Genomic DNA, 26,509 nt, shown 5'->3' with positions numbered 1-26,509 from the left:
CGTGATTTCAACACATCCATATGTTTCAGGAAAATACTTAATTGGCGGTCAGTGGATCCAAGCTGAAAAAACAGTAAAAGTCATCAATCCAGCACAGACGAGTGAAGTGGTCGGCGAAGTGGCACTATGTTCAAAAGCGGATGTAGAAGAAGCAGTGGGAACCGCAGCGAAAGCCTATGAAAGCTGGTCGCAAAGTGAGATTGAAGACCGGGCCAACCAGATGAGGCTTGCAGCGGAAGAGATTAAGGCCATCGTGGAAGAGAATGTTAGTTTACTAGTTCGCGAGAATGGCAAGGTACTTGTTGAAGCGAAGAAAGATTTGCTGCGTTGTGTCGATATCATGAAGCAAGGAGCAGACGAACTTCTTGAATGGTGGCAGCCGGAAAGCCTGCCAGGGGGTCAAAAGGTGCAGATCCGCAAGCGTCCACGCGGGGTAGCGGCAATTATCTCTCCGTGGAACTCCCCGCTGATTCTTACCTTTAAGCGAGTTATTCCTGCGGTGCTGGCAGGAAATACCGTCGTGGTGAAGCCGGCAACGAGTTGCCCTTTAACGATTATGACGTTTTTAAAAGTGGTCGCTTCCTATTTTCCTGCTGGGGTCATTAATATCGTGACAGGTTCAGGCGGTGTGATTGGGGATGCACTTTGTTCCGACCCGCGGGTGCGCACGATTGCATTCGTTGGCAGTACCGAAACGGGCAAAGAAATTATGCGCGCTGCTGCCGGGACCGTCAAAAAATTGTACATGGAACTGGGCGGGAATGATGCAGCGATTCTTCTTGCTGATGCGAATTTAGATGATGAAGCGGTGAAGCGTCTTCGGTTTGGTGTTCTCCGTGCGGCAGGGCAAGTGTGCTCCGCCATTAAAAGGATCTATGTGCACGAATCACGTTATGAAGAGGTCGTTGAAAAATTAACGAAGGAATTCAGCCGCATTCGGGTAGGAAATGGGATTCAACCGGATGTCGAAATGGGTCCATTAAATAACAAATCCCAATATGACTATGTAAACGGCTTGATCAAACAGGCTGCTGATGCAGGCGCAAATGTGATAACAGGCGGAATTCAGCTCGACCCAGAATCGTGGGAACAAGGTTATTTTATTGCACCAACGATTATTACTGGAGTAGCGCAATCCAGTGAAATTGTGCGTGCGGAACAATTTGGTCCGGTGATTCCGATTTTACCGTTCTCAGATGTGGATGAGGTCGTACGACTAGCTAATGACAGTGAATTTGGTTTAAGGGCGTCTGTTTGGACAGAGGATGAAGCATTGGCCGTGAAGTTAGCGGACCGGTTGGAGGCAGGGGCTGTTTTTCATAATAATCATACGGTTTTCCAAGACCTTCATCTTGATTTTCCTGGATTAAAGGAAAGCGGTCTTTCTCGTGAAACAAGGCATTGCGGGCTCGAATATTTCGCAGATTCATATGGTTTGGCTAACTAAGGGGGAGTCGGGATGAGAATAGGGTTAATTGGGGGAGGAAATATTGGCAAGTTCCTTCTTCAACGCATCAATATCGAAGGACTTCTTCCGGATGGTAAAATTGTCGGCCTCTATACAAGGAACAATCAAACGGCAGAGCAGCTTGCTGCTGAGTTTGATACAGCAAATTTTCAGGATGTTCAACTGTTAATCGAAGATCCTGCGATTGACGTAGTGATTGAAGCTGCGACCATTGAAGTGGTGAAAGACCATGCGGCTTCTATTCTGGCAAAGGGAAAAGATTTAGTGTTAAGCAGTGTGGGTGCCCTGGCCGATGTGGATTTTTATAGGGAACTTGAAGGAATCTGTCAAGCAAGCGGCACGAGAATCCATTTACCTGCAGGGGCCATCGGAGGCTTGGATGTCTTGAAAGCAGCTAAATCGATAGGCGAACTAGAATCGGTTTCGATTATTACAAGGAAACCGCCGCAAGCATTGCCTGGAGCACCTGCTGACCGAGAACAAGTGATGTTCGAAGGCTCGGCAAATGAAGCAATTGAATTATTCCCGAAGAATATTAATGTATCGATTATTTTGTCTTTGGCGGGGCTGGGTCCAGAACAAACTGGTGTGAAAATTATCTCTGATCCAACCGTGAGGAAAAATAGTCATTCCATTGAGGCAACAGGATCTTTCGGAAAACTATCACTACAAGTGGAAAATGATCCAATGCCGAATAATCCGAAGACAAGTTACTTGGCTGCGCTGAGTGTGTTGTCTGTTTTGAAAAATAAAGATGCGGTTGTTAAAGTGGGATAATGATAAAATAATTTTATAATAGTAAAAAAACAGGGGGAACCCGAAGAGTTGATCTCATTCTCCTGTAAATATGAGAAAAATTAGGGGGATAGGCCTATGATTAAAACGAACATCAATCTTGAAGAAATGTCACAAAAAGAAGCCATTGAATACTTAATCGAATCCGTTCGACCAGAAGAGGGCTCCATTCCTGCCTCGCTTTTAGGCGACCCAAAGATTTATGACATTGAACATAAGAAGGTATTTTTAAAAACCTGGTTGTTTATTGGTCATGAATCGGAAATCCCCAATAAAAATGATTTCATTACGAGAGATGTAGCGGGTTATTCTGTCATTCTTACACGCGGTGCGGATGGTGAAATTCGCGGCCTCTATAATATGTGTACCCATCGCGGCATGAAGCTTTGCCGGGCGGATGCTGGAAATAAATCTTCCTTTACATGTCCATATCATGGCTTTAATTTTAAAAACAATGGCGATTGTGTCGGCGTACCGCTACAAAAGGATATTTACGGTGAAGGCTTTGATAAATCGGGTTTAGGGCTTCATAAAGTCAGAATCGAAACCTATAAAGGCCTGATCTTTGGTACATGGAATGACGAGGCAGAATCATTGGAAGATTTTCTAGGAGATTTTAAATGGTATCTTGATATTTTAGTGGGACGTGCCGAAATGGAAGTGGTCGGGCCGCCGCAACGGTTTATTATTCAATCGAACTGGAAAATTGGTGCCGACAATTTTGTCGGTGATTCCTACCATACGATGGTGACGCATGGGTCGATTGTTAAATTGGGAATGGTTCCAAGTGCTACCTATTCCAAAAAAGGGTATCAAATCCATACAAGTCATGGACATGGCTTAAATCTTGGGACACCGAATCCGGATTTTGCTTTCCCTGAAGAGCTGAAAGATGAATATAAATCCAATTTAACCGAAGAACAATTTGACGTCTTGTCCAATTTAAAAAATATGATTGGTAATATTTTTCCGAATCTCTCCTTCTTAATTTCTCATACAAAGGTAAAGGGCCAGTTGATCTCGAATACTTCAGTTCGTCTCTGGAGGCCGGTGGGTGTCGACAAAATGGAGGTCATTACTTGGTTTTTAGTCGAGAAAAATGCATCACTTGATTGGAAAAAGCGTTCTCGTGAGTCGTTTATATTAACCTTCAGTCCGTCTGGTATCTTTGAACAGGATGATACAGAGGTATTTACGGATATTACCGCAGCTGCCACTGGGACAATGCCGTTAGTGAAACAATTGACCTTTAACTATACGATGGGGTTGCATCGTCAACCTATCGGAGATTTTGTAGGACCTGGTGTGGTTTTTGATGATAAATTCACGGAGGCCAATCAACGGAATTTTTATCGGTACTGGCTCGATCTAATGACTACCTGATGGATGAGAGCCTTTTGAAATACGTGTGAATGATGGGAGGAGTCATGTATGAGTTTAGAGAAAATGCTGGCAACTTATGAATTTGAACAATGGCTGTATGAAGAGGCAAAGTTCCTTGATGATATTGATTTTGATGGCTGGTTTAACATGCTGCATCCAGCTATCTCCTATCAAATGCCGGTTCGGGTCAATAAGGAAGGGATTGAGCGTCCCGATTATTCCTTAGATATGTTTGCGTTTGATGATGATATTGAATTATTGAAAATTCGCGTTGACCGTTTAAAAACCGATTACGCTTGGGCTGAGATACCGCCGTCGCGGACACGGAGGTCTGTCAATAACGTGCGTCTCATCGAGTACGTTCCGAATGAAAAGGCAGTCGTCCACAGTTATTTAACCATCTACCGCAGCCGCAGTACCGATATCCATCACGATCTAATCTCTGGCGAACGGCAAGATGAATTTACCTATGTGGAGGGGGAATGGAAGCTTTCTAAGCGGGTATTCATTGTGGATCAAACGACATTAAATACTAGGAATCTGGCTATTTTTGTATAGTAGCTAAAGTAGAAAGGAGCACCATGATGGCTCAACTCACAGGAAAATCAGTCTATTTGACCGGAGGTGCCTCCGGGATTGGAAAAGCTGTCACTGAGGCATTTGTGAAGGAAGGCGCGGCTGTCACCATTCTTGATCGGTCACTAGTCGGACTAAATGAGCTCAAACAGCAATTTGGAGAACAGGTTCAATGCATTGAAGGTGACGTGACTGTCTATGAAGACCATGTGCGAGCCGTACAAACAGCAGTTGAAACCTATGGAAAATTAGATGTGTTTGTGGCGAATGCCGGTGTATTCGATGGATTCGCCAAATTTGAAAATGTCACTCCTGAAGCAATGTCTGCGGCCTATGACCTCCTATTTACGATCAATGTAAAGGGATATTTCCATGGGGCAAAAGCAGCCACTGCGGAGCTGAAGAAAACAGCCGGGAACATGATTTTCACCGTTTCTGGCGCCGGTTTCTATCCAGATGGGGGCGGTGTTTGGTATACGGCGAGCAAGCATGCCCAAATTGGGTTAATGCGACAACTTGCGTTTGAATTAGCACCTGACATTCGAGTCAATGCGGTTGCGCCTGGAGGAACGTTAACCGCGCTTCATGTCATTCCGCCGCTGCAGCCCTTTGTAAAAATCGTCGATAATGAGACAAAAGAGAAGAGTATAAAGAAACGGAATCCACTCCAAATTGCGATGCAATCGGAAGATCATGTCGGAGCCTATCTCCTGCTCGCTTCTGATCAGGCCCGCGCAATTACAGGTGAAGTGATTTCAAGTGATGGAGGCTTGGCCGTGCGCGGACTAGGTTGATATTAGCATGAAAAACTGGGGGAATATAAATGACCGAAAAATCATTGACAGAATTAAAGCCGTTAGCTGGAAATAACGTCATTAATCAAATTGCATTCGTCGTTCGAGATATTGAGCAGGCTTCCGAAGCATTTGCGAAACTTCTGGGGATCCCGACACCGAAGTGGTTTCTAACAGGCGACCGTGATGTTTCTAAAGTGGTCTTTCGCGGTCAGCCAACCGATTCCCGAAGTAAACTCGTATTCTTAAACACACCAACCGTACAAATCGAATTGATTGAACCTGACACCGAACCTGGCACGATGCGTGAATTTTTGGATACGGCGGGGGAAGGAATCCATCATATCGCTTTTGATGTGGACTCTATTAAAGAGAAGCTGCCTGTTTTTGAAGAGAACGGATTTCCGTTGCTGCAAAGCGGGGAATTTACATCTAGTGATGGAAGATATGTATATGTGGATACGTTAAATAGTCATAAGACACTCATGGAACTACTAGAAAGTGCTGAGCCGAGAGATACGGCACCTGCTGCAGATGTATTCACTCCCTTGTTAGGAACCAATAAAGTTGAGCAGCTAGCCATTGTTGTGAGAGATTTGGACGCTGCAGCTGATGCATATTGCAAGTTACTAGGTGTCGAAAAGCCACCCGTGATTCAATCTGGCCCAAGTGAGCTTACACAGGTTACTTTTGAAGGAAAGCCAACGGAGGCTGACTCCAAATACATGTTTATCAATACCCCATTACTTCAACTAGAATTAATCGAGCCGGGTGATTCACCAAGCACGTGGAAAAAGCACCTTGAAACATATGGCGAAGGAGTTCACCATATTTCCTTCGTGGTCGATGACATGGAGGAAAAGATGAGATTACTAGAGGACATGGGCCATCCCGTCATTCAGAGAGGTAATTTCTGGAATGGGAAAGGTAGATATGCCTACATGGACACGACATCTACATATAAAGTAATCATAGAATTACTTGAGAGATTTTAATTTCAACAACTGCAAGAAAAGCCCTAATCGTGACCGATAAGGGCTTTTTTTCATGGAAATGGTCACAAATAACTGCTAATCGTTCCCGTCTAGGGCTTTTTTCCATGGAAATGGTCACGAATAACTACTAATCATTACCGTCAGCCTCGTTTTTCAAAGGGAACGGTCACAAATTAGCGCGATCCTTTCACACAACAGATAAACTCCTTTCATTCCCGCCCGATTTTTGTCGAAGTTTAAGAAGTTTTTAGCTTTATAGATAATGATAGAATGAAAAAATAATATACTACCGTTTTTATAGTAGTAACCAAATGAATCAGCAATGGGGCGGATAACAATGAATATTCTCGTCGTTGGAAGTATAAATATGGATATTGTTAATCGGGTTGCAAAGCACCCGCTTCCAGGTGAAACCATTAAAGGGCAGGGGACTGATTACTCACCAGGAGGAAAAGGGGCCAATCAGGCGGTGGCTGCTGCATTAGCAGGTGGTCAAGTGACGATGCTGGGTGCCGTTGGGAAGGATCCGTTTAGTTTGGAGCTTGTCGCTTCGTTAGAGAAATCAAATGTCGATACAAGTGAAATTATCAAAAAAGACGGAACATCAGGAATGGCCTTTATCACCGTTGACGAGTCTGGAGAAAATACGATTATCTTATCGGAAGGCTCTAATGGAAAACTCTCGATAATAGATGTAGAAAAGAGGCTGCAGTTATTAGAAGAGGTGGATATTCTTTTATTACAAAATGAGGTACCGTTAGCAACCACCCTATTTGTTCTAAAAGAAGCTGCAAGGCATAATGTCCAAACGTATTTTAATCCAGCCCCAGCATTGGAGATTCCTATCGATGTTTTTCCGTTCATTGATTTTCTTATTTTAAATGAAACCGAAATGGAAGTGGTCACTGGTATACGTATTGACACAGAGAAGGAACAAGAGCGGGCGATTAATTGGCTGATTGAAAAAGGAGTAAAGTCAGTCATTTTAACGCTTGGTGAGCTAGGTTCGCACTATTATTCTAGGGAAGAAGGCAGGATTATTACAAATGGATTTAAAGTGAACGTAATTGATACAACAGCAGCCGGGGACACGTTTATCGGTTCTTTTGCATCCGCTAAAGCATCTGGACAGGATACAAAGGACGCCCTATTGTTCGCTACAGCTGCATCAGCAATCACTGTTACACGGAAGGGAGCGCAACACTCGATTCCCGTGAAGAAAGAAATTACCGATTTTTTAGAAGTGAATAAGGAAGGCATCGATCAGTAAAAGGCAGAGTATTTTTCATGGGAGTAGCCAGTTTAGGAAAAGGAACTATAAAACTAGTTCCTTTTCTTTTTGGAAGGCTGTGTTAAAGGATAATGGTGATTTTTGCACACTGTTGACCTTCGTTTCAGGCGGCGAAGACTCCTGCGGGAGTACGGGACAGGAGAAACTCCGCAGGCGCTGAAAGCGAAGCCGCCTGGAACGAACGGAAATCAACAGACTAGTTTAATGTAGCCAAATAAAAAAGGCGGGAAAAAAATGTTTCCATTGTCAGGCCCCTTTTTGCTTTTGGATTCTCCTAGATTACCTTCATAAAACCTTAAGCACCCTGGGGAAATTGTTCTTTGTCTGCTTTTTTAATTAATCTTTTTCTTAACAATGGCATGGACCAGCGATCCAATCCAATTCTCCCAGCATTTATTCCAGCGATTAAAATAAACAATCCTAGTAAAACCATTTGAGGATTTGTACTGGTTGTTCCAGATAACATATAAGCAAAGTTCATCGTAAGACCCATTATTATAGAAAATGACGTGAAAATACCCAAAATTAATCCGAGACCTACTAAAAATTCGCCCCAAGGAACTAATATATTAAAAAGATCCACATATGGTAATGCTACCTCACTTAAAAAATTCCCCCACCAAGGTTGAACAGCAGGGTGTTCTCCAGACATGTTTTTAATGGCTCCAATCATAAAGCCGCTGGCATCAAATTTCCCACTAGAGATTTTTCCCCACCCAGCAGTTACCCACTGCCAGCCAAGATAGAGACGAAGAATTGTAAGTAGCGGTGACACATAACGGTTTTCCTTTAAAAATTGAATAAACATAATAACCTCCCTTGAATAATTGATAACGATTATCATTATCGTTTAAACGAATATCTTCGTCAACAAGTGAAAAGTACTAAGTTTTTTCGTTAGGATAGATAAATATCCCTATTACTAAGAAAAGGATATGTAAGCAGCGTTGAGTGAGGAAGAGCATATTTTTTAAAAATAGCTGAAAATTCGCTCTTTATTATTGACGTTGATAATCATTTTCAATTATTATTTATATTAGGTATTGATAATGATTATCAATAAGGTCTGCGATTGATAATGAGTAAAGTACAAAGTGTAAAGTCTATATGAAGTTATTGGAGTTAATGATCTCCTTTAAATTATCCTGAATGGCATTAAGGAAATTTGCTGAAAGTAGGTATCATCGTGTTTGTTTGTAAAAAACATGTAAGGGAAGCACTCAAAGGACTGGAAGTTCCTCATGTTGTTAAAGTTGATAATTATCATTGCACCTGCTCATTTTGTCATAAAGAAGCAAATCTAAGAATCTTTTATTCAATTCCTTTCTTTCAAACATCTAGTAAAAAAACAAATAATAGTTGGAACTGAACTAGATTACTAGTGATATGACTTGAATGTATTCGTAAAATAACAAATCAAAACTACTAATCGTTCACCATGAAAAAATGTAAAATAAGGAAGTGATTCATGGGTAAAAATAAATTAATGAAAGGGGGATGTGTATGGATTTATCAATAAACTGGAAAGGGAAAATGGCATTTTCGGGGGTCACCCCCACCGGGCATGAATTTATTATGGATGCGGCACCAGAAGTGGGCGGGGAGAATTCCGGTCCAAGACCGACGGAGCTGCTGCTAGAGGCGGTTGCCGGCTGTACGGGGATTGATATTATCTCGATCTTGAACAAAATGCGTCTTGAGCCATCCGCATTTCAAATGGATGTAAAAGGAGAACGTGCCGAGGAGCATCCGAAGCGCTTTACGACGATTAATATTCATTATGCGTTAGACGGAGAGCTGCCTGAAGATAAAGTGGTCCGGGCGATACAATTGTCGAAAGACAAATACTGCTCCGTCTCCCATTCCTTGAAAGCAGAGATCACCGTCAGCTATTCGATCAATGGGGTTAAAGGGGAAAAAGCGATATAACATCAATAAGAAGTAACGGCAATGGGTTGTTACTTCTTATTGATGATCATTAATTACCGATTATCCGTAATCAACATATATCTTAATACCGCAGCAAGTCCAGCGCCATGCTTGAATTCGCCTTTTTCAATTAAAGACTTCACTTCGTGCATCGTCAATTTATGTAATTCGATTTGTTCGCTGCTTTCCAGTCGTTGCTCGACAGCGTGAAGGCCGGTAGCTGCGAATAAATAAATTTCCTCGCTGGTAGAGCCAGGTGACGGATAAAAACTGCCTAAATCGAGCCAATAGTCAGCTGTATTACCAGTCTCTTCTTCCAATTCTCTTTTCGCCGTTTCGATGGGAGCATCGTTTGCGTTGTCAATCATTCCAGCGGGCAATTCCCATTCCCAGCTTTTAATCGCATGGCGATATTGTTTTAGACAAATGATTTCTTTATCCGCCGTGATAGGAAGGATACAGACGCCCTTTGCAAAATCTAAATAGGAAAAATTCCTTTCCTCCCCGTTTGGGACAATGACCTTTTCAATCACTACCCCAAAACGATCCACTTGTTCTTTTCTTGAACTATTAATCTTCCAAACCATCTTCCTTCATCCCAACCTTTCATGAACATAAACCTATTGTACACTCTTTTTGGAAATTGGCTAATTCCAGCTGGGTATGGATATTTATGACATTATTTGTAAACACTAGCTGAGACATATGTTTTTTGAAGGGGGAAAGGACAACAAGTGAATCAAATACCTCCGTTTCGAAGGCAGCGATCATATCTTTCCCAATTTACAACGGGACAATTACATTTAAAGAATCCTTGGATTACCGCTTTCTTTTCCTTCTCCTATCCCGGGTTTGGTCATATCATGCTGCATCGCTACATGGCTGGCTATATTCTTATTCTTTGGGAGACTTTCATAAACGAACAAGCGAAAGTGAACCTTGGCATTTTATATACGTTAATAGGTGAATTTGAAAAGGCAAAAGATGTTCTGGATAATCGGTGGTTAATTCTGTATCTGGCGATTTACATGTTTGGTATTTGGGATAGCTATCGGACAACCATTGATCTCAATAAGCAGTATGTCTTGGCCGACCGCGAGGACGCGCCAATCTTAAACATAAAAATGGGAACATGGGACACGAACTTTTTAGATAAACGAAAACCTATCAATGCGTTGATCTGGTCCGCTTTATTTCCTGGTCTTGGTCATCTATATCTCCATCATGTTATTACGGGGTTCTTTATTTTTGTTTATACCGTGGCGATCACGTATTTGGGGCATATTCCACATGCCATCCATGCCTCGATGACTGGAAATTTTGCTCATGCTAAAGAAATATTAGATATGCAATGGGCTTTGTATTTTCCTTCGATTTACTTTTTCATTATTTATGATTCTTATGCTTCTGCCATTGAGCACAACAAATTGTGTGAAAAAGAAATGTCAAAATTTCTACGGCAAAGATATCAAAGTAAAGACTTTATTTTTCCTCTATAGAAAGTGAGTGTTAATCAGGTGTATGTCATAGCCACTTTCGAGAATTCCTTATTTATTGAGTTAGCTATCTCTGCGATCGAACAAAAGGGGATACCTAAAGAAAAGATTCTCGCTGCCCCGCTTGATAAACGTTCGGAGCCAAGGCAGTTATTTGATACGATCCACCGGGCGGATGGTTTGAGTTTGTTTGACGGTGCTGCGATGCTGGGAACTTGTTTTATGCTGCTCGGTGCCATTTACGGATATGTTCTAAAATGGGGACCGATTATTTGGGGAATTATTGGTGCGGTCAGCGGGTTACTTTTGGGCTTTTTCATTAAAATACTCCTTGTCAAAAATAAGCAGCGAGGAGGAAAAGGCATCACAGCGGAAATTGTTTTAATAATTCGATGTGAAGATCATCAATGGGAAACCATTGAAAAGATTTTATGGGATCATACGGCTCTTGGAATAACGAGAATACATAATGGGATTAGCGCTATACTTACCCAAAGTTAAGGAGCGAAAACACAGATTTTTTTCTTATTCTAGATTATTTGTCAAGAATGTGAACTTTTTTGCACAAAGTTACCAAGTTTTCGGCATATTCCGAGGAACAATTTAGGAGTAGGTGTCATAAACAACGTGATGATAGTTAATAATGTCGATATTTGATGACGAAAACTAGTTACTTGTAGGCGCTTTCAATTGATAAACTTTTAAGTACATAGTTCATATATTAAGGAGTTTAGTGATGATGAATAACGACGATCTTTTTGTACAAATCGAAAATTTGAGAAATAAAATGATAGGAGTGGGGCTATCGGAAGGTTTAAATTCAGTGGAAACTGTAAAGCTAAGCGAAAGACTTGATAAGTTAATTAACTTACAAATGGGGTTATTTACGAAGATTTCTGCTTGAGTAATTATTTTGGGTTTAGCTAATACTATGAAAGCAACTAGAATCATAATCATATCCCAGTAAAAAAAGCGTACAAGTCCTCTCTGTTGGGATCTTGTACGCTTTTTTTACTTAGATCTACTAATGCGGGCAGTCTCTATAGGATAAGGCTGCAAGAATTTAATGTCTAATCCTATTCAATCATGATCTTATTTCTTGCTATAATAGGTAAATGATGTAAATGGGGGAGGGGGTTGTTAACGTATGAAAATAAAGGTCATCATCGCAGATGATAACTCATTTATTCGGGAAGGCCTGAAAATTATTTTATCTACATACGAAGAATTTACCGTGCTCGACACCGTGAGTGATGGAAAAGAGGCAGTCGATTACTGTCTCGCTCATGAAGTTGATCTTGCCTTGCTTGATGTTCGCATGCCCATTATGAACGGAGTGGAAGCAACGAAGCTGATTGCCGAGCAAACAAGCACTAAGCCGATTATTTTAACGACCTTTGATGATGATGAATATATTCTTGATGCCATTAAAAATGGGGCAAAAGGCTATTTGTTAAAAAATAATGATCCGGAACAAATCCGGGATGCAATGAAGAGTGTGTTCCACGGAAACAGCATTCTTCAGGATGTCATTTTTGAAAAAATAAAATCCAATTTGTCTCCGGTCAATAATGGAGCTGAAACAAAGATTGACCTCACCCAGTTTACCGAGCGGGAACGTGATATCCTCTCATTAATTGCGAAGGGATATTCCAATAAAGCCATCTCCAAGGAATTATTTATCTCAGAAGGGACAGTCGCGAATTACATCACGTCTATTTTAGGAAAGACAGGTCTAGAGCATCGCACTCAAATCGCGATTTACTACCTCACCGGGAAAATCGATTAAGATGGAAATTTGGATTATTATTACGAAGATGATTTTGCTTGTATATATCGCGATTCAATGTGCGCAGGTCAATGTCAGCCATATCTCCTGGGTGGTTCTTGCGTTTTTGGTTTATTTTTGCGCCAATATCACACTCTATCTTTTTAAAAATCATACCGTTAAAAAGGTTCTGCATGTCCTGTCCATTGGTATTTTGACAGTGGCTTATCTAATCGTAAATCCTTTATTTTATTTGCTGTTGCCACTTACAATTATCGAGCTTGCGGCCAGTTTTATCGATAAGAAACTTGCGGTTTTATTGTTATCTTTGCTTCCCATCCTCTATATGAAAGCGTGGCTGCAGCCTATTTATGGCTTAGCCGCTTGTCTTTCATTTATGATTTTTTCAATCACGTCCATTTATGGAGAGAAACTAGTGAAAAATGAAGCGCAAAAGGATGAGATGCGAAAGCAGCTCCAGAAACTAACCAAACATATTCATGAAAATAGCGAATACATCCGCCAGTCAGAATACACCTTTAAATTAGAGGAGCGCAATCGAATTTCACAAGAAATCCATGATAAAATTGGCCACTCAATGACGGGGGCTCTTTTTCAAATGGAAGCGGCAAAACGGCTGGTGGAAACAGATCAACATAAAGCCACCGAGCTCCTCCAAAATGCTATCAATATATCCAAAGAGGGGATTGAAAACATCCGCCTGACCTTAAAAAATATGAAACCGCCGACAGAACAGGTGGGGATTCACCGCTTGAAGTTGCTGGTAGATGATTTCAATGCCAAACAGACAATCAAAACGGTCCTTACCCATGAAGGCAATCTCGATATCATCGCACCGATTCATTGGAAAATCATCCATGAAAATGTCACGGAGGCACTGACGAATGCAATGAAATATTCTTATGCCACGCAAGTATCGGTCAATCTAATGATCCTGAATAAAATGATTCGAGTCGAAGTGAAGGATAATGGAGCAGGAACGGAGATGATCAAAAAAGGTCTAGGCATTATTGGGATGGAAGAGCGGACGGCTGCCGTCAATGGAAAGATCATCGTTGATAGCACGAATGGTTTTTCCGTCACCACTCTTCTTCCGTTGGGCACATGAGGATCACATGAACATCTCACGTTGAAAATATGAATATTCTCATATGAAAAGAATGAACGATTGCACTTATGCGCGTTCATTCTTTTTCTATATACTGGAAGCAGACAAACGAATTAGGGGTGAGAGGATGAATGTTTTAGAAATTAAAAATTTAACGAAAAAATTCGCTGACTTTATTGCAGTTGATAATATGAGTTTATCTGTGGCCGAAGGTGAAATCTTTGGTTTTCTTGGCGCCAATGGAGCTGGGAAAAGTACGACGATTAATATGATTTCGGGCCTGCTCCGCAGCAATGAAGGGACGATTAACATACTAGGTAAAAATAGTGCCAAATACAGCCGCTTTGCCAAAATGAATATTGGCATGGTTCCGCAGGATCTCGCTATTTATGAGGATATGACTGCTTATGAAAATGTGAAATTCTTTGCGGGACTTTACGGCCTGCGTGGTGCTGAACTCAATGAGCGAGTCGAGGAGGCCCTTGAATTTGTTGGTCTCCAGGATAAGCATAAAAGCTATCCGAAGAGTTTTTCGGGCGGGATGAAACGGCGCCTCAATATCGCCTGTGCGATTGCCCACCGTCCGAAGCTGATCATTATGGATGAACCAACGGTCGGGATTGACCCGCAATCCAGGAACTATATTCTTACGTCGGTCCGTAAGTTAAACGAAATGGGCTGTACCATCATTTACACGAGCCACTATATGGAAGAAGTCGAAGAGATTTGCTCACGGATAGCGATTATTGATCATGGAAAAATCATTGCCGAAGGAACGAAGGAGCAGCTGAAATCGATTATTACCAATACGAAGGACGTTTGGATTGAGGTCAAATCGACGGAAAAAGTGGACCTAGCAGCGATTAAAAGCATTCATGGTGTCGAAGCTGTTTCCGTGGATGAACACATGATTAAAATTAACTCCGATACCGGGGTCAATAACCTAAACAAAATCATTGAACACTTTATGAGCAGCCACATGGAAATTCGCTCCTTACAAGAAAAAGCTCCAAACTTGGAGACGGTATTTTTAACATTAACGGGCAGAAATTTGCGTGACCAATAAGGGGGATTCACTTTGAATATACTCAATATCGCCTGGAAGGGAATTAAAACAGACTTCCGGGATACCCGAACGTTGTTTTTCATGTTACTTTTTCCGATTTTATTAATGTTGGTCCTCGGAACGGCATTGTCGAACACATTTACAACCAGTCTCATTGTCGATGATATCGATGTTTTATATAAAGATACAACGAACGGTGAGTTTTTTCCTCATTTTATTAATGAAGTCGAAAAATCGGGGCTTCATTTTACAAAAGCAGCCGGTTCTACGGATGGCGAAAAAGAAGTAAAGCAGGGTACCTATGATGGCTATGTCGAAGTAACGGATCAAGGAATTCAGCTCTATGTTAATAATGGAACCAGTATTGAAGGGACTATCCTTCAAGGCATGCTCGCCTCGTTTGTCGATCAATACAATATCACATCGGAGATAATAAAGGTGGCACCGGAAAAGCTGGAGAGTGCCTTTACACGTGAGAAGCCGGCGGATTTTATTAAGGAGACCTCCCTCCTTCCCAATCAGCAGCCTGGTTCCATGGATTATTATGCGATTGTAATCACGACGATGATTATTCTGTACGGGGCGATGTCGGCTAGTTCGTTAATTGTGAGCGAACGTGTACGAAAGACGGGTGACCGGCTAATCGCTTCACCGGTTTTAAAGAGTGAAATTTTCATAGGAAAAGTGCTCGGGAGTCTTGTCAGTAACAGCATTTGTATCGTTCTGGTCCTCCTTTTTAGCAAACTCATTTTCAAAGCAAATTGGGGCGATCATTTAGGCTTGGTATTCCTGGTTCTCCTAACAGAAGTGGTGTTTGCGGTCAGCATGGGGATTGGCGTTAGTTTCTTGTCAAAAACGAGTGCGGGTCCAAAGGTAATTATCATGTTATTTGTTCAATTATCGTCCTTTTTTGGGGGAGCCTATTTTAAAATTGAGAATCCTGAGGGTATTTTTAAATTAATCACTGATCTCTCACCGCTGACTTGGATGAATACAGCGGTGACGAAGATTATTTACGCGAATGATTTTGCGGCGGCCATTCCGGCGCTCACCATTAATCTATCCGGGGCGCTGCTATTCTTGCTTGTAGCGATCGTCTCATTGCAACGACGGGAGGGAATATAATGAAGGATATCCTCTGGTTAATTCAGAACACACTCCGTGTAACGTTTCGGAAAAAGAAAAACATTATTATGTACCTGTGTATGCCGTTAATTGGGATCCTCGTTGCCCTGCTCGTCTATGGCGGTGATCAAAAAACAATCCTGCATGTCGGGATTGTTAAAGAGGACAAAAGCGTAATCACTGCGGATACCATCGACTTTTTAAAGGGATTGGAGAATGTCGAGATTTCAATGATTGCTGCTGGGCAAGTCCAGGATAAAATCTCTTCTGGGAAATTAGATAGTGTGATTACCTTTGAAAAAGGGTATGCAGACAGTGTCTTAGCAGGGAAGCCTGACCATATCGAATTGACCTCCATCAAGGGGGCAGCCATTACCGCTTACGTGAAATCGTATTTGCATCAGTATATCGATAATATCGCGACGATCAGTTATGTGGCGGGCGGAAATCAACAAAAGTTTGAGCAGATGTATAGCGATTTTCAGCAGACGAACTATAAGCTCACGACTCATTCTCTAGAAGACGGTTCGAAAAATAAAAATATGACCAACCAAACAATTGGCTTCTTGATCATGATCATGTTAATGTCAGCCGGGAATATGGCGGAAATCATACTGTTGGAAAAAGAAAGCCGCACCTATTTTCGATTGTTATCGACACCGATTAATGCGCGGAAATACATTTTCTCCAATATTGTGGTCAACATGATTGTAATGACGATCCAGGTAGTTATTACGTTAACCATCATGAAAGGCGTCTTTCATATTGGCATGAACATGTCGTTTTGGTCCGCAGCCTTTGTGATGTTACTGTTTTCATTAATATCAGTCGGGATCTCTTTAGTGATTGTTTCTTTTTCTAACAGCCGCAGTGCCGCTGGTGCTTTGCAAAATTTAATTATCACACCGACTGTCATGCTTTCCGGCTGTTTCTGGCCGGTGGAAGTAATGCCCAAATCCCTGCAAAAAATTGCTGATTTCCTGCCCCAGCGCTGGACCTTGGATACGTTAACAAAGCTGCAGGAAGGAAATGCGATGAGCGGCCTGTATATGAATGTCATTATCCTATTTGCCTTTGCCGCCGCCTTTTTCTTGATTGCGATTTATCGGTTTAGTAGAAATAATACGACACAGAATTTTGTCTAAAACGCATTTTCTGAAAAGGAACGACCAGCTTTTGACCGCTCGATTGGGCGGTTATTTTTTTGTGGTTTTTTAATATATGGAATTTTGGTAGGCGGAAATTAAGAATCTTTCACGAAACCAGACGTTTTTATTCGACTTTTTCTATAATTATTCTACATAACATTACAAATTCATTACATTTTCCCTAGTTCCATTGTTATTATTCTCTTGGAAACTTAAACTATAAATATATAAAACGGAAAAATTTACTTTTGGAAAAGGTGAGAATAGGAATGAAACGGAAACTAGTAATATATTCGGTAATGGTAGCTCTATTATCGACGATCTTTCAAGCAACCCCGACTTTTGCAAGTCCAACGGTTACTCAAGAACAAATCAATGAGACTGAAGGACAAATAACCGCAACACAAAATCAAATTGAAGAGATAGAAACAAAGATTCAACAACTTGACGACCGTATCGTCATTGGTATGGAGAAAAGCAAACAACTAAACAATGATATTAAAGTCCAACAAGGTCAAATCGTAAAAACGAAGGCAGACATTGAAAAAGCCAAAAAGGATTTAGAGACGAACAAAACCTACTATACTGCAAGATTGAAAACAATGCAGGAGCAAGGTCAGCAGCCGATGATCACATATGCTGAGTTCATTCTTTCTTCTGAAAGCTTTTCACAGTTACTAACTCGTTCTACAGCTATTATGCAAATTCTTGATAATAATACAGATATCATGAAGACGCTAGCTAAAAAAGAGGAAAACTTACTAGGTGCGGAGCAAAAGTTAGAAAACGAATTGGCGCAATTAAAAAAGAGCCAAAGTGACTTAGTTTCTGAACAAAAGCAGATTGAAGCAGATAAGGCCGAAATTAAAACCGTATTGGCAGAATCAAAAAATACCTTAAATCAACAACTAGCGCAACTTGCTAATCAAAAAACACTGAAAAGTGCACAAGATAAAGCACGTCAAGAAGCACAAGCAAGAGCAGTACGTGAAGCACAAGAGAGAGTTGCAGCTGAGGAAAGAGCACGTCAAGCAGCAGAAGAAAGTGCAAATCAACAAGCGCCTGAAAGCCCAGCGCAACCAAAACAAGAATCTCCGGTGGAAAAACCGGTGAAAAAATCAGTGAAAAAACCAGCGAAATCCGTTGATACACCGAAAGAAACAGTGACTAATTCAGGAGATGCCGATGCGTTAATCTCTTATGCTAAACAATTTTTGGGTGTTAAATACGTTTGGGGAGGAACAACTCCAAATGGGTTTGACTGTTCAGGGTTCACCCAATATGTGTTCCGTCATATTGGTATTTCCCTTCCGAGGGTCTCTCGTGACCAGCAGGATGTAGGAACTAGCATTTCTACTTATAATGTACAAAAAGGTGATTTAGTATTTAGGGGTAACCCTGCCCACCATGTTGGTATCTATATCGGCGGTGGGAAGTATATCCATGCACCACAAACAGGTGATGTAGTAAAGATTTCTGCGTATAATCCGTCTAAATTTACAACTGCAGCACGAGTATTGCGTTAAGAACAAGGCTTGGAGGAAAACTCCAAGCCTTTTTTGTGTGTTTTTGGGGAAGATAATCACATAGATTAGAAGAGGTGAAAAGAACATTTTTCTAAGAAGGTGTCTAAGATAACCACAACCGAGGAAATTGCTGCCATCCTTGCCGGCTTTGATCATCCACTGGCCCCGTATTGGCTTAATAACGACCTAATCAAGAAGACGATCGCAACCAGTTATGATTATTGGGTAGAAGATACAGAAATCCCAATGTCATTGGCCGACTTTGTGTTCCAATATCTTGAACATGCCGAATATCTCGGCGGAATTTTTTCAAACATACATGATCCCAGCTGATGGACAGCTGGGATTTTCTTTGGTGTCAGGCACCCTAAGACAAAGGTAAGCAAAATAGGTTCCAAAAAATTGGCCATTCCTGAGATAACCTTGTCATTATAGTGCAACTGTGGCCGTTCAAAAGTTCGCCATAACATTTCAAACAAAGTGTGAACTTGTCACTACACCCATATTGTTTATCCGAAAAAAGGAATATAGTGTAAATATAAAGAACAAATAAATTTTGAAAGGCGGAATCATTTATGTTTAATAAATTTTTAAGAGAAAATAAAATTGCAGCGGCCATCTTAACTGTCTTACGATTATATCTTGGTTATTCTTGGTTTACAGCAGGTTTTGGAAAATTATCTGGCGGCGGCTTTGATGCTTCTGGATTCTTAAAAGGAGCCATCGCCAACCCAGTAAAAGGTCCAGACGGCGCGGTCGTATTTGGCTGGTATGTAGACTTCTTAAAACACTTTGCACTGCCAAACGTGGATGTGTTCAACGTCATTGTTCCTTGGGGCGAAACTTTAATCGGTTTAGGATTGATATTAGGATGCTTAACAACAACAGCTATGTTCTTCGGCCTAGTGATGAACTTCAGCTTCTTCTTAGCAGGTACTGTATCTCATAACCCAAGAGACATTTTCCTTGGCTTCATCATTCTAACAGCAGGTTACAACGCTGGTAGAATCGGTTTAGACCGCTGGGTGGTTCCCTTCTTCAAAAAGACTAGCAAAAAAGGTACTGGGCATGAAAAAGCAAAGGTAAGTGCATAAATAATTTGTAAACAAAAGACGATTCGGGCTTCATACCGAATCGTCTTTTGTTCTATTTTGGTATAGAATGACCTGGTTAGTTATCGTGAACGATGGGTTGGTCAAATAGATCCGAATTTACTGAGGTCGTTGCACTTGATCCGTTAACAGTTGTGATATGAACCCCTGTATTGGAAGAACCTGAGCCATGTGCAGTTTTCACGGCGCTTTTAGGAGAAATAAACAAGGAATTGCCAAATTGGACAACCCCGCCACTAATTGTATCGATTTTCACTGGAAGTCGAAACTCAGACATAGAAGAACATCCTTTGCACTTTAATATTTTACTATATGTGAATCAGCAATCTTTTGTTCTCAGATTGCAATTGGGTGCCGTTCAAAAGTTCGTCATAACATTTCAAACAAACTGTGAACTTGTTACTATACCCATGTTGTTTAATGAAAAAAGGAATATAGTGTAAGTATAAAGAACAAATAAATTTAGAAGGGCGGAATCATTTATGTTTAATACATTTTTAAGAGAAAATAAAATTGCAGCGGCCATCTTAACTGTCTTACGATTATATCTTGGTTATTCTTGGTTTACAGCAGGTTTTGGAAAATTAACTGGCGGCGGCTTTGATGCTTCTGGATTCTTAAAAGGAGCCATCGCCAACCCAGTAAAAGGTCCAGACGGCGCGGTCGTATTTGGCTGGTATGTAGACTTCTTAAAACACTTTGCACTCCCAAACGTGGATGTGTTCAACGTTATTGTTCCTTGGGGCGAAACTTTAATCGGTTTAGGATTGATCTTAGGATGCTTAACAACAACAGCCATGTTCTTCGGCCTTGTAATGAATTTCAGCTTCTTCTTAGCAGGTACTGTATCTCATAACCCAAGAGACATCTTCCTTGGCTTCATCATTCTAACAGCAGGTTACAACGCTGGTAGAATCGGTTTAGACCGCTGGGTGGTTCCGTTCCTTACTAAAATGAACAAAAAAGGCACTGGTCACACTGGTCATGAAAAAGTAAAAGCTTAACATTAAGAAAAGCAGAAGCAGCTCGTGTGAGAGCTGAACTTCTGCTTTTCTTTTTAGTTAAAATATTCGTCTTCAATGGACGGTGAAATTTCGTTTAATATGGTGTCTTTATCGATTACATCTGAATGGATAAATTGGAATACTTCTTCGATCCCTGCTTGTATTTGTTCCTTTGGCAATCGGTGTATATGAGGAGACGGTCTAAAATATAGGTACAGGGGAAGCCCGCCATCGTTTGTGGGGAGTTTATAAGAGATATTTAGTCTTCTTGCACCCATTCGTTCGTAAAAGTTTATTCTTCGTATTTGTTGCTCTCGTGAGTCTGAATCTTCTTCTGGTATTTCCACTTCTACAAACGTCCCAATATACCCATCCCGCTTTGATTGAGTGATTTGATAAAAAAAGAGGGACCCATAGCCAGCATTCCGGAATTGCTGATCGATTGCCATATAATCAAGCCAAATTGCTGGTAAGTGCTCAAATTCATAAATTAAGGCATAGCCAACGATTTTTTCCTGTTGCCTTGCCCAGATGAGTTTGTATTTTTCGTTAGCTAAAAGCAATTGAAAATGCTTGTAATCTTTTAATTCATTGGCTGGGAAGTCCATTTGTAAGCGTTGATAGACGTTATGCAGCTCGCTTAAATTACCCTCCGTTATGCTAATTTCATTGACTCTCATTGGGGTTGCCTGCCTTTTTTGATGTTATAGGTAATAGTATCCTATAATTTCGAATTTGAAAACGAATTTGAAAGATTGCGCCAGTAAAAAGCTGTTATCCGCCAGTAATGTGGAGTTATCCGCCAGTAAAACCACACCACAAACCTGCATCATGGTGCCTGACACCATCATTGAATTACCAAAATTATTTAGAAAAACTAAATATTTCTTAGAATCAGTTCATTTGTCATAGTATAATAGTTTTATGAGTCTATTCGACATTTAAACTATTATATTAGGAGGAAAAATGAAGAAAGTTGTCATCTCTGTTTTGTCACTGTTACTTTTTATTTTAGTCCATCCCTCTCTTATGAGTGCAGCGGGTACAACCTATCCCAATGTGAATGATTATATCGCTTCTAAGAAACTAGTCCCTGCGAAAGGAGAGAATCAGCACCAAAGCATTTTTACAAAATTCGCGTATCGGAATGGGTATGGTGAGGTTGAGGGTGTTGTCGCCCATGAAACAGCCAACAGCAACTCGACGATTACAGGCGAAATTGCCTATATGACGAGAAACCATAGAAATGCCTTTGTTCATGCATTCGCAGATGGTTCGCGTGTCATTGAAATCCATAACCCGAATTATGGCGCTTGGGGTGCAGGGTACTACGCAAACCAGCGTTTTGTACATATTGAATTAGTACGTGTGAAGACGTTTGATCAATTTGCCCGTTCAATCAATAACTATGGGAATTACATCGCCTCCATACTCTATGAGTATAATTTACCTTTGATAAGTGCCGAAAGAACAGGTGTGGGTACTCTATGGTCGCATGGTGCAGTCACCAAGTATCTTGGTGCATCGACCCATACGGATCCACATGCTTATTTTAAAAAGTGGGGCTATAGTTGGGATCAATTTGTTCAGTTAGTGACGATGAAATATAAAGCTCTCCCTGATAAAACGGAGAATACGAATCGTTTAGGGCAAATTCCAAGCAGTAAAGTTTTGATTTATAAAGATTATAAAGATACGGCAGCCGCCTCTCCAGCAGGAGAAACGTATACGAATCAAACGTTTTATATTAAAAAATTAGCCTTTGTAAACGGACAAACGTATTATCTGCTAAGCGAGCAGGCTAGTAGTGTAAACGGAGTAATCGGCTGGGCCAAGGCCTCGGATTTGCTTACTAATCCAGAATCAAGTCTAAAGTCTACATCAAAAACATTGTATTTTACGGGGAAGGGCAGCGCCTATAGCAAGGCATGGGGGATGACGAAAGATGTCGTCTATTCTTCTCTATCTAAATATAAAGATCAAGAATTTAAGGTGAATGCAACAGAAACGGTTGGAAATATGGTTTGGTACCGTGGGAATTTGGACGGAAAAACCGTGTGGATTTATTCGAGCAGATTAGCACCAAAGGTGGAGCGATCGACCAGCAGGTTAGGTCAGATAAAAAATGGCAGTGTCAATATTTATAAAACGGTCGGCACTGAAACTGGAGCGTTTCCAGCCGGATCCACTTACACTGGAACCGTCTATTACATTAAGAAACAAGCGACCATCAACGATCAAACATATTATTTAATTAGTACACAGCCAAGTAGTGCAACAGGGGTCATTGGCTGGGTAAAAGCCAACGATATCACTACTTATTCCCATACTTCCTATGACAAATATGCAAAAACGATGTATTTAACGGGTAAAGGTATCGTTTATAGCAAGCCATGGGGCAGTACGAAGGATGTTGTCTTTAAAGACCTTTCGAAAAATAAAAACCAACAATTTAAGATTAATTTAACAGAAAAGGTTGGCACTAACACGTGGTATCGTGGTAGTTTCGCTAATAAAACGGTATGGATTCAAAGCGCCTACCTAAACCAAACGCTGGAAAGTGCAGAGAACCGTTTAGGCAATATCAAAAAAACCGGCATCAAGATTTATAGAAAGTTAGGTTTAAGTTCCTACTTTAAGGCCGGATCTACTTATACCAATAAGGTTTACTATATAAAAAGAAAAGGTAAGCTGAATGGTCAAACCTATTATTTAATTAGTAAAAGTTCCACTGGTGCGAACGCCATCGGCTGGGTACATTCCGCCGATATTTCCGATATAAGCTATGCTGTAGTAAGCCAAAAAGCCAAAACCATGAATATCAAAGGAACAGGCAGTGCCTACAGCAAAGCATGGGGCGGAAAGAAAGACGTGGTTTATAAAAAACTTTCTGCCTACAAAAATAAGAAATTCACGGCCGAGCTCACGGCAAAAGTAGGGAGCACGAACTGGTATAGAGGGAAATTAGCCGGTAAGACCGTGTGGTTGGTGCAGTAACTGCAATCTTACAAAGGAAAAAGGGGCTTATGGTAGCCCCTTTTTTCTATTATTCTATTGAATTTACCGTTTCTTCTTTGACAACTTGTGGCAGCGGTTTTTGCTTCTGGCTCAGGAAGAAGAACACACCGAGCAGGACGAGCATTCCTCCAACAATTTGCCAGGTGACGAGATGTTCATTTAAGAGAATCACTGCTAGAATTGTAGAACCAACGGGTTCACCTAAAATACTCATCGAAATCGTTGTTGCATTGACGTATTTTAAGAGCCAATTATTAATCACGTGACTAACGGTTGGAACGGTGGCGAGCAGTAGAAAGATACCCCATTCCTTAGCTGGATAGCCAGTTAAAGAAACACCTGCTGATACGTTATAGATCGTAAGGACGATCGCAGCAGCGAAAAACACACAAAAACTATAGAGCCAATGTGAGACTTTTTTGACGATGGATTGACCAATTAATAAGTATCCGACCACAGCAATGACACTAAAGAATGATAGTAAATCCCCCATCATCGCATCCGAGCTTAATCCGAAATCTCCCCAGCCTATCATCATCGCTCCGATAATGGCAATCCCCATCGTCATCAATGCAGATACAGTGGTTCGTTCCTTAAATAGAAGAAAGCCTCCGATCAATGAAACGATTGGCTGCAAGGCCAGGATGATGGTCGAACTTGCGACTGTCGTTAATTTCAAAGACCCGAACCAAAGGACAAAATGGAGAGCTAGAAAGACGCCTGAAAAAAATAAAAACAACCATTCTTTTTTTTCAATGTTCTTAAATTCTTTTCGTTTATTCCAGACGATCGGTACCATTAAGAGACTGGCAAACCACATCCGGTACATACTCAAAATCGAGGCTGGTGCGTCTGACCATTTGACAAAAATCGCCGAAAATGAAATGGCAATGATGGAAATGGTAAGCGGCAGCCCGATACCCCTTGAACCTACTTCTTGTTGTTTCATCATATCCCCCTCTGCCTTTTGACAGGTCTATTTCTTAATATAAAAATTCTTTCGCCATCCGAAATCTGCGCAAATATTGTTTATTATATCACATGGTGTCAGGCACCAGCACAGTAAATATTTTCATTAATAAAGGTTTGTTGGATTTTGCCTTCATCTACCATTGACGAATGGTGTGGTGTTCTATATGATATGAAGAAGAGATTACCCGTACTTGCGGGAGAGGTTCATAGCTGATACCCTCTATAAAAAACTATGGATACATGACTATTAGGCCATGTCCATATTGGACGTGGCTTTTTTGTTGGGTCCTGTTAGTTGAAGAGTAGAGCCACCGCGGAAACTCTTTCTTGGAAAAAGTGTGGGGCAGATTGCAAGGAGGTTTTTTTTATGTCTGGCAGAAGCCATGAGGAAGGTTTAAAAGATTTAACTTTATTAGGTAATCAGGGGACTACCTATTCATTTGAATATGCGCCGGAGGTATTGGAGGCGGTTGATAATCTTCACCCGGACCGTGATTATTTTGTGAAATTTAATTGCCCGGAGTTCACTAGTTTATGCCCGCTCACGCGCCAGCCGGATTTTGCAACGATGTATATTTCGTATGTTCCGGACAAAAAGATTGTTGAAAGCAAATCGTTGAAGTTATATTTGTTTAGTTTCAGGAATCATGGGGATTTCCATGAAGATTGTGTGAATATTATTATGAATGATTTAATTAAACTGCTTGACCCAAGGTATATTGAGGTGTGGGGCAAGTTCACTCCACGTGGTGGAATTTCCATCGATCCATGGTGCAATTATGGGAAGCCAGGGACCAAGTATGAAGAGATGGCCCATTTCCGTTTGATGAATCATGACATCTATCCTGAGAAAGTGGATAATCGTTAATTAGCAGGGGCCGGGTTTCCGGCCTCTTTTTTACGATCCGTTCTGTTTAGCAAGGGGAGCTTGTCCGCCAGTAAGTGTCGGGCATCCGCCAGTAAAAGCCGGTCGTCCGCCAGTAAGTGCTGGCCATCCGCCAGTTAAGCGCACTTATCCGCCAGTAATGCTGAAAAGCCACGGAGCCGTCCGTGGCTTTTGGTGTCTGGATTACCATGCGTAATCATCATGTTCTTCTTCTTGAAAGTCATCATCATCATTTAGTCGGTTGACTAGCCATTCGTCGTGGGTTATTCCGGTGAACATCATTTCGTTTTGAACTTCTTCGCTATTCCATTCATCTGCCAGCATATCCCCGCGTAAATTCGGATCTTTTGTCATCGTTTTTTCACCTCCTCTACTATCTATGCCCATTTTTTCGTGACTATAATAGAAAAAATGCGGTCATCTGAGATGAGCCGCATTTTTGTATTATCGAGAAAATTTTGTTTTCTCTATAATGGCTTTTCAGCCACTTAAACAAGTTCATAGTCAGTCACGCTGCGATCGATAACTCTCGCACCTTTAGAAGAGACAAACTTGCCGCTGCTTGTAGTGAAAACCTCAGCGGCAATAATCTGTGCCATCGATAGCTTGACGATTTCTTCGTCAATTGGATCTTTGGGATTATCAACCGTTAGACGTGCTGTCTTTCCAAGTTCAGTCGCAAATTGTAATTCTAATGTTTTTGCCATATTTATTCACCTCCATTCTTATCCTAATGTGCCTCTCTTACTAAGCGATGATCTCAGAACTGTCATTTCGCTCTACTTTGTTTAGCATGTCATTACACAAAACGGAAATGGCTATTGCTGCTTGAAAGATCTGATCTGTTGTCGCATCTTTTTTGACATTGCTAAACGTTTTGGCGTGTAAGATTGGTTCGCCATCATCGTCCATGCCTCCTTCAAACACTAAGCGAAGCTTCGTCCCTTCTAAAAGTGATTGTGCCATGTCCCTCACCTCCTTTCATCTTTTATATAGAAAAAAGTCGGTAAAAAGGACATGGTGTGGGA

30 protein-coding genes and 1 riboswitch are annotated in these 26,509 nt (G+C 41.1%); of the genes, 22 read left to right on the top strand and 8 right to left on the bottom strand.

What is annotated here, in order from left to right:
- Window position 1: 1 nt before the first annotated feature.
- The 7 genes from M3610_RS18025 to rbsK all read left to right on the top strand — a co-directional run bounded on the left by M3610_RS18025 (window position 2) and on the right by rbsK (window position 7,281).
- Window positions 2-1,447, top strand: a complete 1,446-nt coding sequence (locus tag M3610_RS18025; protein WP_251461165.1) for an aldehyde dehydrogenase family protein — start codon at window positions 2-4, stop codon at window positions 1,445-1,447.
- Window positions 1,448-1,459: 12 nt separating this feature from the next.
- On the top strand, window positions 1,460-2,245 hold the full coding sequence (gene nadX / locus M3610_RS18020; RefSeq protein ID WP_251461163.1) for an aspartate dehydrogenase: 786 nt from the start codon (window positions 1,460-1,462) through the stop codon (window positions 2,243-2,245).
- 96 nt (window positions 2,246-2,341) lie between these two features.
- On the top strand, window positions 2,342-3,646 hold the full coding sequence (locus M3610_RS18015; RefSeq protein ID WP_251461161.1) for an aromatic ring-hydroxylating oxygenase subunit alpha: 1,305 nt from the start codon (window positions 2,342-2,344) through the stop codon (window positions 3,644-3,646).
- Window positions 3,647-3,694: 48 nt separating this feature from the next.
- On the top strand, window positions 3,695-4,204 hold the full coding sequence (locus M3610_RS18010; RefSeq protein WP_251461159.1) for an aromatic-ring-hydroxylating dioxygenase subunit beta: 510 nt from the start codon (window positions 3,695-3,697) through the stop codon (window positions 4,202-4,204).
- A 23-nt stretch (window positions 4,205-4,227) separates the two neighbouring features.
- Window positions 4,228-5,016 carry an SDR family NAD(P)-dependent oxidoreductase gene (locus M3610_RS18005; RefSeq protein WP_251461157.1) on the top strand — a complete coding sequence of 263 codons (789 nt, stop codon included), beginning with the start codon at window positions 4,228-4,230 and terminating at the stop codon, window positions 5,014-5,016.
- Between the two features lie 29 nt (window positions 5,017-5,045).
- The gene (locus tag M3610_RS18000; RefSeq protein WP_251461155.1) at window positions 5,046-6,011 is read left to right on the top strand and encodes a VOC family protein; all 966 of its coding nucleotides are present in this window, start codon (window positions 5,046-5,048) and stop codon (window positions 6,009-6,011) included.
- A gap of 337 nt (window positions 6,012-6,348) precedes the next feature.
- The gene (gene rbsK, locus M3610_RS17995; RefSeq protein WP_251461153.1) at window positions 6,349-7,281 is read left to right on the top strand and encodes a ribokinase; all 933 of its coding nucleotides are present in this window, start codon (window positions 6,349-6,351) and stop codon (window positions 7,279-7,281) included.
- A 316-nt stretch (window positions 7,282-7,597) separates the two neighbouring features.
- Here the strand turns inward: rbsK and M3610_RS17990 are convergent, their stop codons facing one another.
- Entirely contained in the window at window positions 7,598-8,110 is a 513-nt protein-coding gene (locus M3610_RS17990) for a DoxX family protein (protein ID WP_251461151.1), read from the bottom strand.
- Between the two features lie 695 nt (window positions 8,111-8,805).
- Here M3610_RS17990 and M3610_RS17985 point away from each other — a divergent pair.
- Window positions 8,806-9,231: an OsmC family protein gene (locus tag M3610_RS17985; RefSeq protein WP_251461149.1), complete on the top strand. Its 426-nt coding sequence runs from the start codon at window positions 8,806-8,808 to the stop codon at window positions 9,229-9,231.
- A gap of 53 nt (window positions 9,232-9,284) precedes the next feature.
- Here M3610_RS17985 and M3610_RS17980 read toward each other — a convergent pair whose 3' ends face one another.
- Window positions 9,285-9,818, bottom strand: a complete 534-nt coding sequence (locus M3610_RS17980) for an NUDIX hydrolase (protein WP_251461147.1) — start codon at window positions 9,816-9,818, stop codon at window positions 9,285-9,287.
- Between the two features lie 147 nt (window positions 9,819-9,965).
- Between M3610_RS17980 and M3610_RS17975 the strand changes: the two genes are divergently transcribed.
- The 11 genes from M3610_RS17975 (at window position 9,966) to M3610_RS17925 (ending at window position 19,583) form a co-directional block, all read left to right on the top strand.
- The gene (locus M3610_RS17975) at window positions 9,966-10,730 is read left to right on the top strand and encodes a hypothetical protein (protein WP_251461145.1); all 765 of its coding nucleotides are present in this window, start codon (window positions 9,966-9,968) and stop codon (window positions 10,728-10,730) included.
- A gap of 18 nt (window positions 10,731-10,748) precedes the next feature.
- The gene (locus M3610_RS17970) at window positions 10,749-11,228 is read left to right on the top strand and encodes a hypothetical protein (RefSeq protein WP_251461143.1); all 480 of its coding nucleotides are present in this window, start codon (window positions 10,749-10,751) and stop codon (window positions 11,226-11,228) included.
- 235 nt (window positions 11,229-11,463) lie between these two features.
- Window positions 11,464-11,631, top strand: a complete 168-nt coding sequence (locus M3610_RS17965) for an aspartyl-phosphate phosphatase Spo0E family protein (RefSeq protein WP_098574071.1) — start codon at window positions 11,464-11,466, stop codon at window positions 11,629-11,631.
- Window positions 11,632-11,874: 243 nt separating this feature from the next.
- A complete protein-coding gene (locus M3610_RS17960; RefSeq protein WP_251461141.1) occupies window positions 11,875-12,516 on the top strand; it encodes a response regulator in 642 nt (213 codons plus the stop codon).
- Window position 12,517: 1 nt separating this feature from the next.
- The gene (locus M3610_RS17955; protein ID WP_251461139.1) at window positions 12,518-13,624 is read left to right on the top strand and encodes a sensor histidine kinase; all 1,107 of its coding nucleotides are present in this window, start codon (window positions 12,518-12,520) and stop codon (window positions 13,622-13,624) included.
- A gap of 127 nt (window positions 13,625-13,751) precedes the next feature.
- Window positions 13,752-14,690, top strand: coding sequence for an ABC transporter ATP-binding protein (locus M3610_RS17950; protein WP_251461137.1), 939 nt, complete (start codon window positions 13,752-13,754; stop codon window positions 14,688-14,690).
- Window positions 14,691-14,702: 12 nt separating this feature from the next.
- Window positions 14,703-15,815, top strand: coding sequence for an ABC transporter permease (locus M3610_RS17945; protein ID WP_251461135.1), 1,113 nt, complete (start codon window positions 14,703-14,705; stop codon window positions 15,813-15,815).
- Entirely contained in the window at window positions 15,815-16,960 is a 1,146-nt protein-coding gene (locus M3610_RS17940; protein WP_251461133.1) for an ABC transporter permease, read from the top strand. The genes M3610_RS17945 and M3610_RS17940 overlap by 1 nt, the downstream gene beginning before the upstream one ends.
- 272 nt (window positions 16,961-17,232) lie before the next feature.
- The gene (locus M3610_RS17935) at window positions 17,233-18,489 is read left to right on the top strand and encodes a C40 family peptidase (RefSeq protein WP_251461131.1); all 1,257 of its coding nucleotides are present in this window, start codon (window positions 17,233-17,235) and stop codon (window positions 18,487-18,489) included.
- Window positions 18,490-18,588: 99 nt separating this feature from the next.
- Window positions 18,589-18,822 (top strand): hypothetical protein, encoded by a 234-nt coding sequence (locus M3610_RS17930; RefSeq protein ID WP_251461129.1) that lies wholly within the window; start codon window positions 18,589-18,591, stop codon window positions 18,820-18,822.
- A 242-nt stretch (window positions 18,823-19,064) separates the two neighbouring features.
- A complete protein-coding gene (locus M3610_RS17925) occupies window positions 19,065-19,583 on the top strand; it encodes a DoxX family membrane protein (RefSeq protein ID WP_251461127.1) in 519 nt (172 codons plus the stop codon).
- Window positions 19,584-19,659: 76 nt separating this feature from the next.
- Here M3610_RS17925 and M3610_RS17920 read toward each other — a convergent pair whose 3' ends face one another.
- Window positions 19,660-19,878 (bottom strand): spore germination protein, encoded by a 219-nt coding sequence (locus M3610_RS17920; RefSeq protein ID WP_251461125.1) that lies wholly within the window; start codon window positions 19,876-19,878, stop codon window positions 19,660-19,662.
- A 205-nt stretch (window positions 19,879-20,083) separates the two neighbouring features.
- Here M3610_RS17920 and M3610_RS17915 point away from each other — a divergent pair, with 205 nt between their 5' ends.
- Window positions 20,084-20,605: a DoxX family membrane protein gene (locus M3610_RS17915; RefSeq protein ID WP_251461123.1), complete on the top strand. Its 522-nt coding sequence runs from the start codon at window positions 20,084-20,086 to the stop codon at window positions 20,603-20,605.
- A gap of 53 nt (window positions 20,606-20,658) precedes the next feature.
- On the opposite strand, the gene M3610_RS17910 is transcribed toward M3610_RS17915, so the two are convergent.
- Complete coding sequence (locus tag M3610_RS17910) at window positions 20,659-21,285, bottom strand: GNAT family N-acetyltransferase (RefSeq protein ID WP_251461121.1); 627 nt, start codon at window positions 21,283-21,285, stop codon at window positions 20,659-20,661.
- A 286-nt stretch (window positions 21,286-21,571) separates the two neighbouring features.
- On the opposite strand from M3610_RS17910, the gene M3610_RS17905 reads away from it, so the two are divergent.
- Window positions 21,572-23,602 (top strand): peptidoglycan recognition protein family protein, encoded by a 2,031-nt coding sequence (locus tag M3610_RS17905; RefSeq protein WP_251461119.1) that lies wholly within the window; start codon window positions 21,572-21,574, stop codon window positions 23,600-23,602.
- A 49-nt stretch (window positions 23,603-23,651) separates the two neighbouring features.
- Here the strand turns inward: M3610_RS17905 and M3610_RS17900 are convergent, their stop codons facing one another.
- Complete coding sequence (locus tag M3610_RS17900) at window positions 23,652-24,572, bottom strand: DMT family transporter (protein ID WP_251461283.1); 921 nt, start codon at window positions 24,570-24,572, stop codon at window positions 23,652-23,654.
- Window positions 24,573-24,788: 216 nt separating this feature from the next.
- A riboswitch (PreQ1 riboswitch) is annotated at window positions 24,789-24,835 on the top strand.
- Window positions 24,836-24,962: 127 nt separating this feature from the next.
- Between M3610_RS17900 and queF the strand changes: the two genes are divergently transcribed.
- The gene (queF, locus tag M3610_RS17895) at window positions 24,963-25,463 is read left to right on the top strand and encodes a preQ(1) synthase (protein ID WP_026564093.1); all 501 of its coding nucleotides are present in this window, start codon (window positions 24,963-24,965) and stop codon (window positions 25,461-25,463) included.
- A 201-nt stretch (window positions 25,464-25,664) separates the two neighbouring features.
- Here the strand turns inward: queF and M3610_RS17890 are convergent, their stop codons facing one another.
- From M3610_RS17890 to M3610_RS17880, 3 genes are all read right to left on the bottom strand, one after another.
- Entirely contained in the window at window positions 25,665-25,835 is a 171-nt protein-coding gene (locus M3610_RS17890) for a hypothetical protein (protein ID WP_180230161.1), read from the bottom strand.
- A 134-nt stretch (window positions 25,836-25,969) separates the two neighbouring features.
- On the bottom strand, window positions 25,970-26,188 hold the full coding sequence (locus M3610_RS17885; RefSeq protein ID WP_098575083.1) for a DUF2922 domain-containing protein: 219 nt from the start codon (window positions 26,186-26,188) through the stop codon (window positions 25,970-25,972).
- Between the two features lie 40 nt (window positions 26,189-26,228).
- Window positions 26,229-26,447, bottom strand: coding sequence for a DUF1659 domain-containing protein (locus M3610_RS17880; protein WP_098575082.1), 219 nt, complete (start codon window positions 26,445-26,447; stop codon window positions 26,229-26,231).
- Window positions 26,448-26,509 lie beyond the last annotated feature (62 nt).

Source organism: Neobacillus sp. MER 74 (assembly GCF_023714155.1).
The sequence above is the reverse complement of the archived record's forward strand: the minus strand, read 5'-3'. Positions and strand labels throughout refer to the sequence as shown.

What these genes read in the sequence shown, in the direction of transcription:
- nadX (WP_251461163.1), top strand. Translation starts at nt 1,460, where the DNA reads ATGAGAATAGGGTTAATTGGGGGAGGAAATATTGGCAAGTTCCTTCTT.
- M3610_RS18015 (WP_251461161.1), top strand. Translation starts at nt 2,342, where the DNA reads ATGATTAAAACGAACATCAATCTTGAAGAAATGTCACAAAAAGAAGCC.
- M3610_RS18010 (WP_251461159.1), top strand. Translation starts at nt 3,695, where the DNA reads ATGAGTTTAGAGAAAATGCTGGCAACTTATGAATTTGAACAATGGCTG.
- M3610_RS18005 (WP_251461157.1), top strand. Translation starts at nt 4,228, where the DNA reads ATGATGGCTCAACTCACAGGAAAATCAGTCTATTTGACCGGAGGTGCC.
- M3610_RS18000 (WP_251461155.1), top strand. Translation starts at nt 5,046, where the DNA reads ATGACCGAAAAATCATTGACAGAATTAAAGCCGTTAGCTGGAAATAAC.
- rbsK (WP_251461153.1), top strand. Translation starts at nt 6,349, where the DNA reads ATGAATATTCTCGTCGTTGGAAGTATAAATATGGATATTGTTAATCGG.
- M3610_RS17990 (WP_251461151.1), bottom strand. Translation starts at nt 8,110, where the DNA reads ATGTTTATTCAATTTTTAAAGGAAAACCGTTATGTGTCACCGCTACTT.
- M3610_RS17985 (WP_251461149.1), top strand. Translation starts at nt 8,806, where the DNA reads ATGGATTTATCAATAAACTGGAAAGGGAAAATGGCATTTTCGGGGGTC.
- M3610_RS17980 (WP_251461147.1), bottom strand. Translation starts at nt 9,818, where the DNA reads ATGGTTTGGAAGATTAATAGTTCAAGAAAAGAACAAGTGGATCGTTTT.
- M3610_RS17965 (WP_098574071.1), top strand. Translation starts at nt 11,464, where the DNA reads ATGATGAATAACGACGATCTTTTTGTACAAATCGAAAATTTGAGAAAT.
- M3610_RS17960 (WP_251461141.1), top strand. Translation starts at nt 11,875, where the DNA reads ATGAAAATAAAGGTCATCATCGCAGATGATAACTCATTTATTCGGGAA.
- M3610_RS17955 (WP_251461139.1), top strand. Translation starts at nt 12,518, where the DNA reads ATGGAAATTTGGATTATTATTACGAAGATGATTTTGCTTGTATATATC.
- M3610_RS17950 (WP_251461137.1), top strand. Translation starts at nt 13,752, where the DNA reads ATGAATGTTTTAGAAATTAAAAATTTAACGAAAAAATTCGCTGACTTT.
- M3610_RS17940 (WP_251461133.1), top strand. Translation starts at nt 15,815, where the DNA reads ATGAAGGATATCCTCTGGTTAATTCAGAACACACTCCGTGTAACGTTT.
- M3610_RS17935 (WP_251461131.1), top strand. Translation starts at nt 17,233, where the DNA reads ATGAAACGGAAACTAGTAATATATTCGGTAATGGTAGCTCTATTATCG.
- M3610_RS17925 (WP_251461127.1), top strand. Translation starts at nt 19,065, where the DNA reads ATGTTTAATAAATTTTTAAGAGAAAATAAAATTGCAGCGGCCATCTTA.
- M3610_RS17920 (WP_251461125.1), bottom strand. Translation starts at nt 19,878, where the DNA reads ATGTCTGAGTTTCGACTTCCAGTGAAAATCGATACAATTAGTGGCGGG.
- M3610_RS17915 (WP_251461123.1), top strand. Translation starts at nt 20,084, where the DNA reads ATGTTTAATACATTTTTAAGAGAAAATAAAATTGCAGCGGCCATCTTA.
- M3610_RS17910 (WP_251461121.1), bottom strand. Translation starts at nt 21,285, where the DNA reads ATGAGAGTCAATGAAATTAGCATAACGGAGGGTAATTTAAGCGAGCTG.
- M3610_RS17905 (WP_251461119.1), top strand. Translation starts at nt 21,572, where the DNA reads ATGAAGAAAGTTGTCATCTCTGTTTTGTCACTGTTACTTTTTATTTTA.
- M3610_RS17900 (WP_251461283.1), bottom strand. Translation starts at nt 24,572, where the DNA reads ATGAAACAACAAGAAGTAGGTTCAAGGGGTATCGGGCTGCCGCTTACC.
- queF (WP_026564093.1), top strand. Translation starts at nt 24,963, where the DNA reads ATGTCTGGCAGAAGCCATGAGGAAGGTTTAAAAGATTTAACTTTATTA.
- M3610_RS17890 (WP_180230161.1), bottom strand. Translation starts at nt 25,835, where the DNA reads ATGACAAAAGATCCGAATTTACGCGGGGATATGCTGGCAGATGAATGG.
- M3610_RS17885 (WP_098575083.1), bottom strand. Translation starts at nt 26,188, where the DNA reads ATGGCAAAAACATTAGAATTACAATTTGCGACTGAACTTGGAAAGACA.
- M3610_RS17880 (WP_098575082.1), bottom strand. Translation starts at nt 26,447, where the DNA reads ATGGCACAATCACTTTTAGAAGGGACGAAGCTTCGCTTAGTGTTTGAA.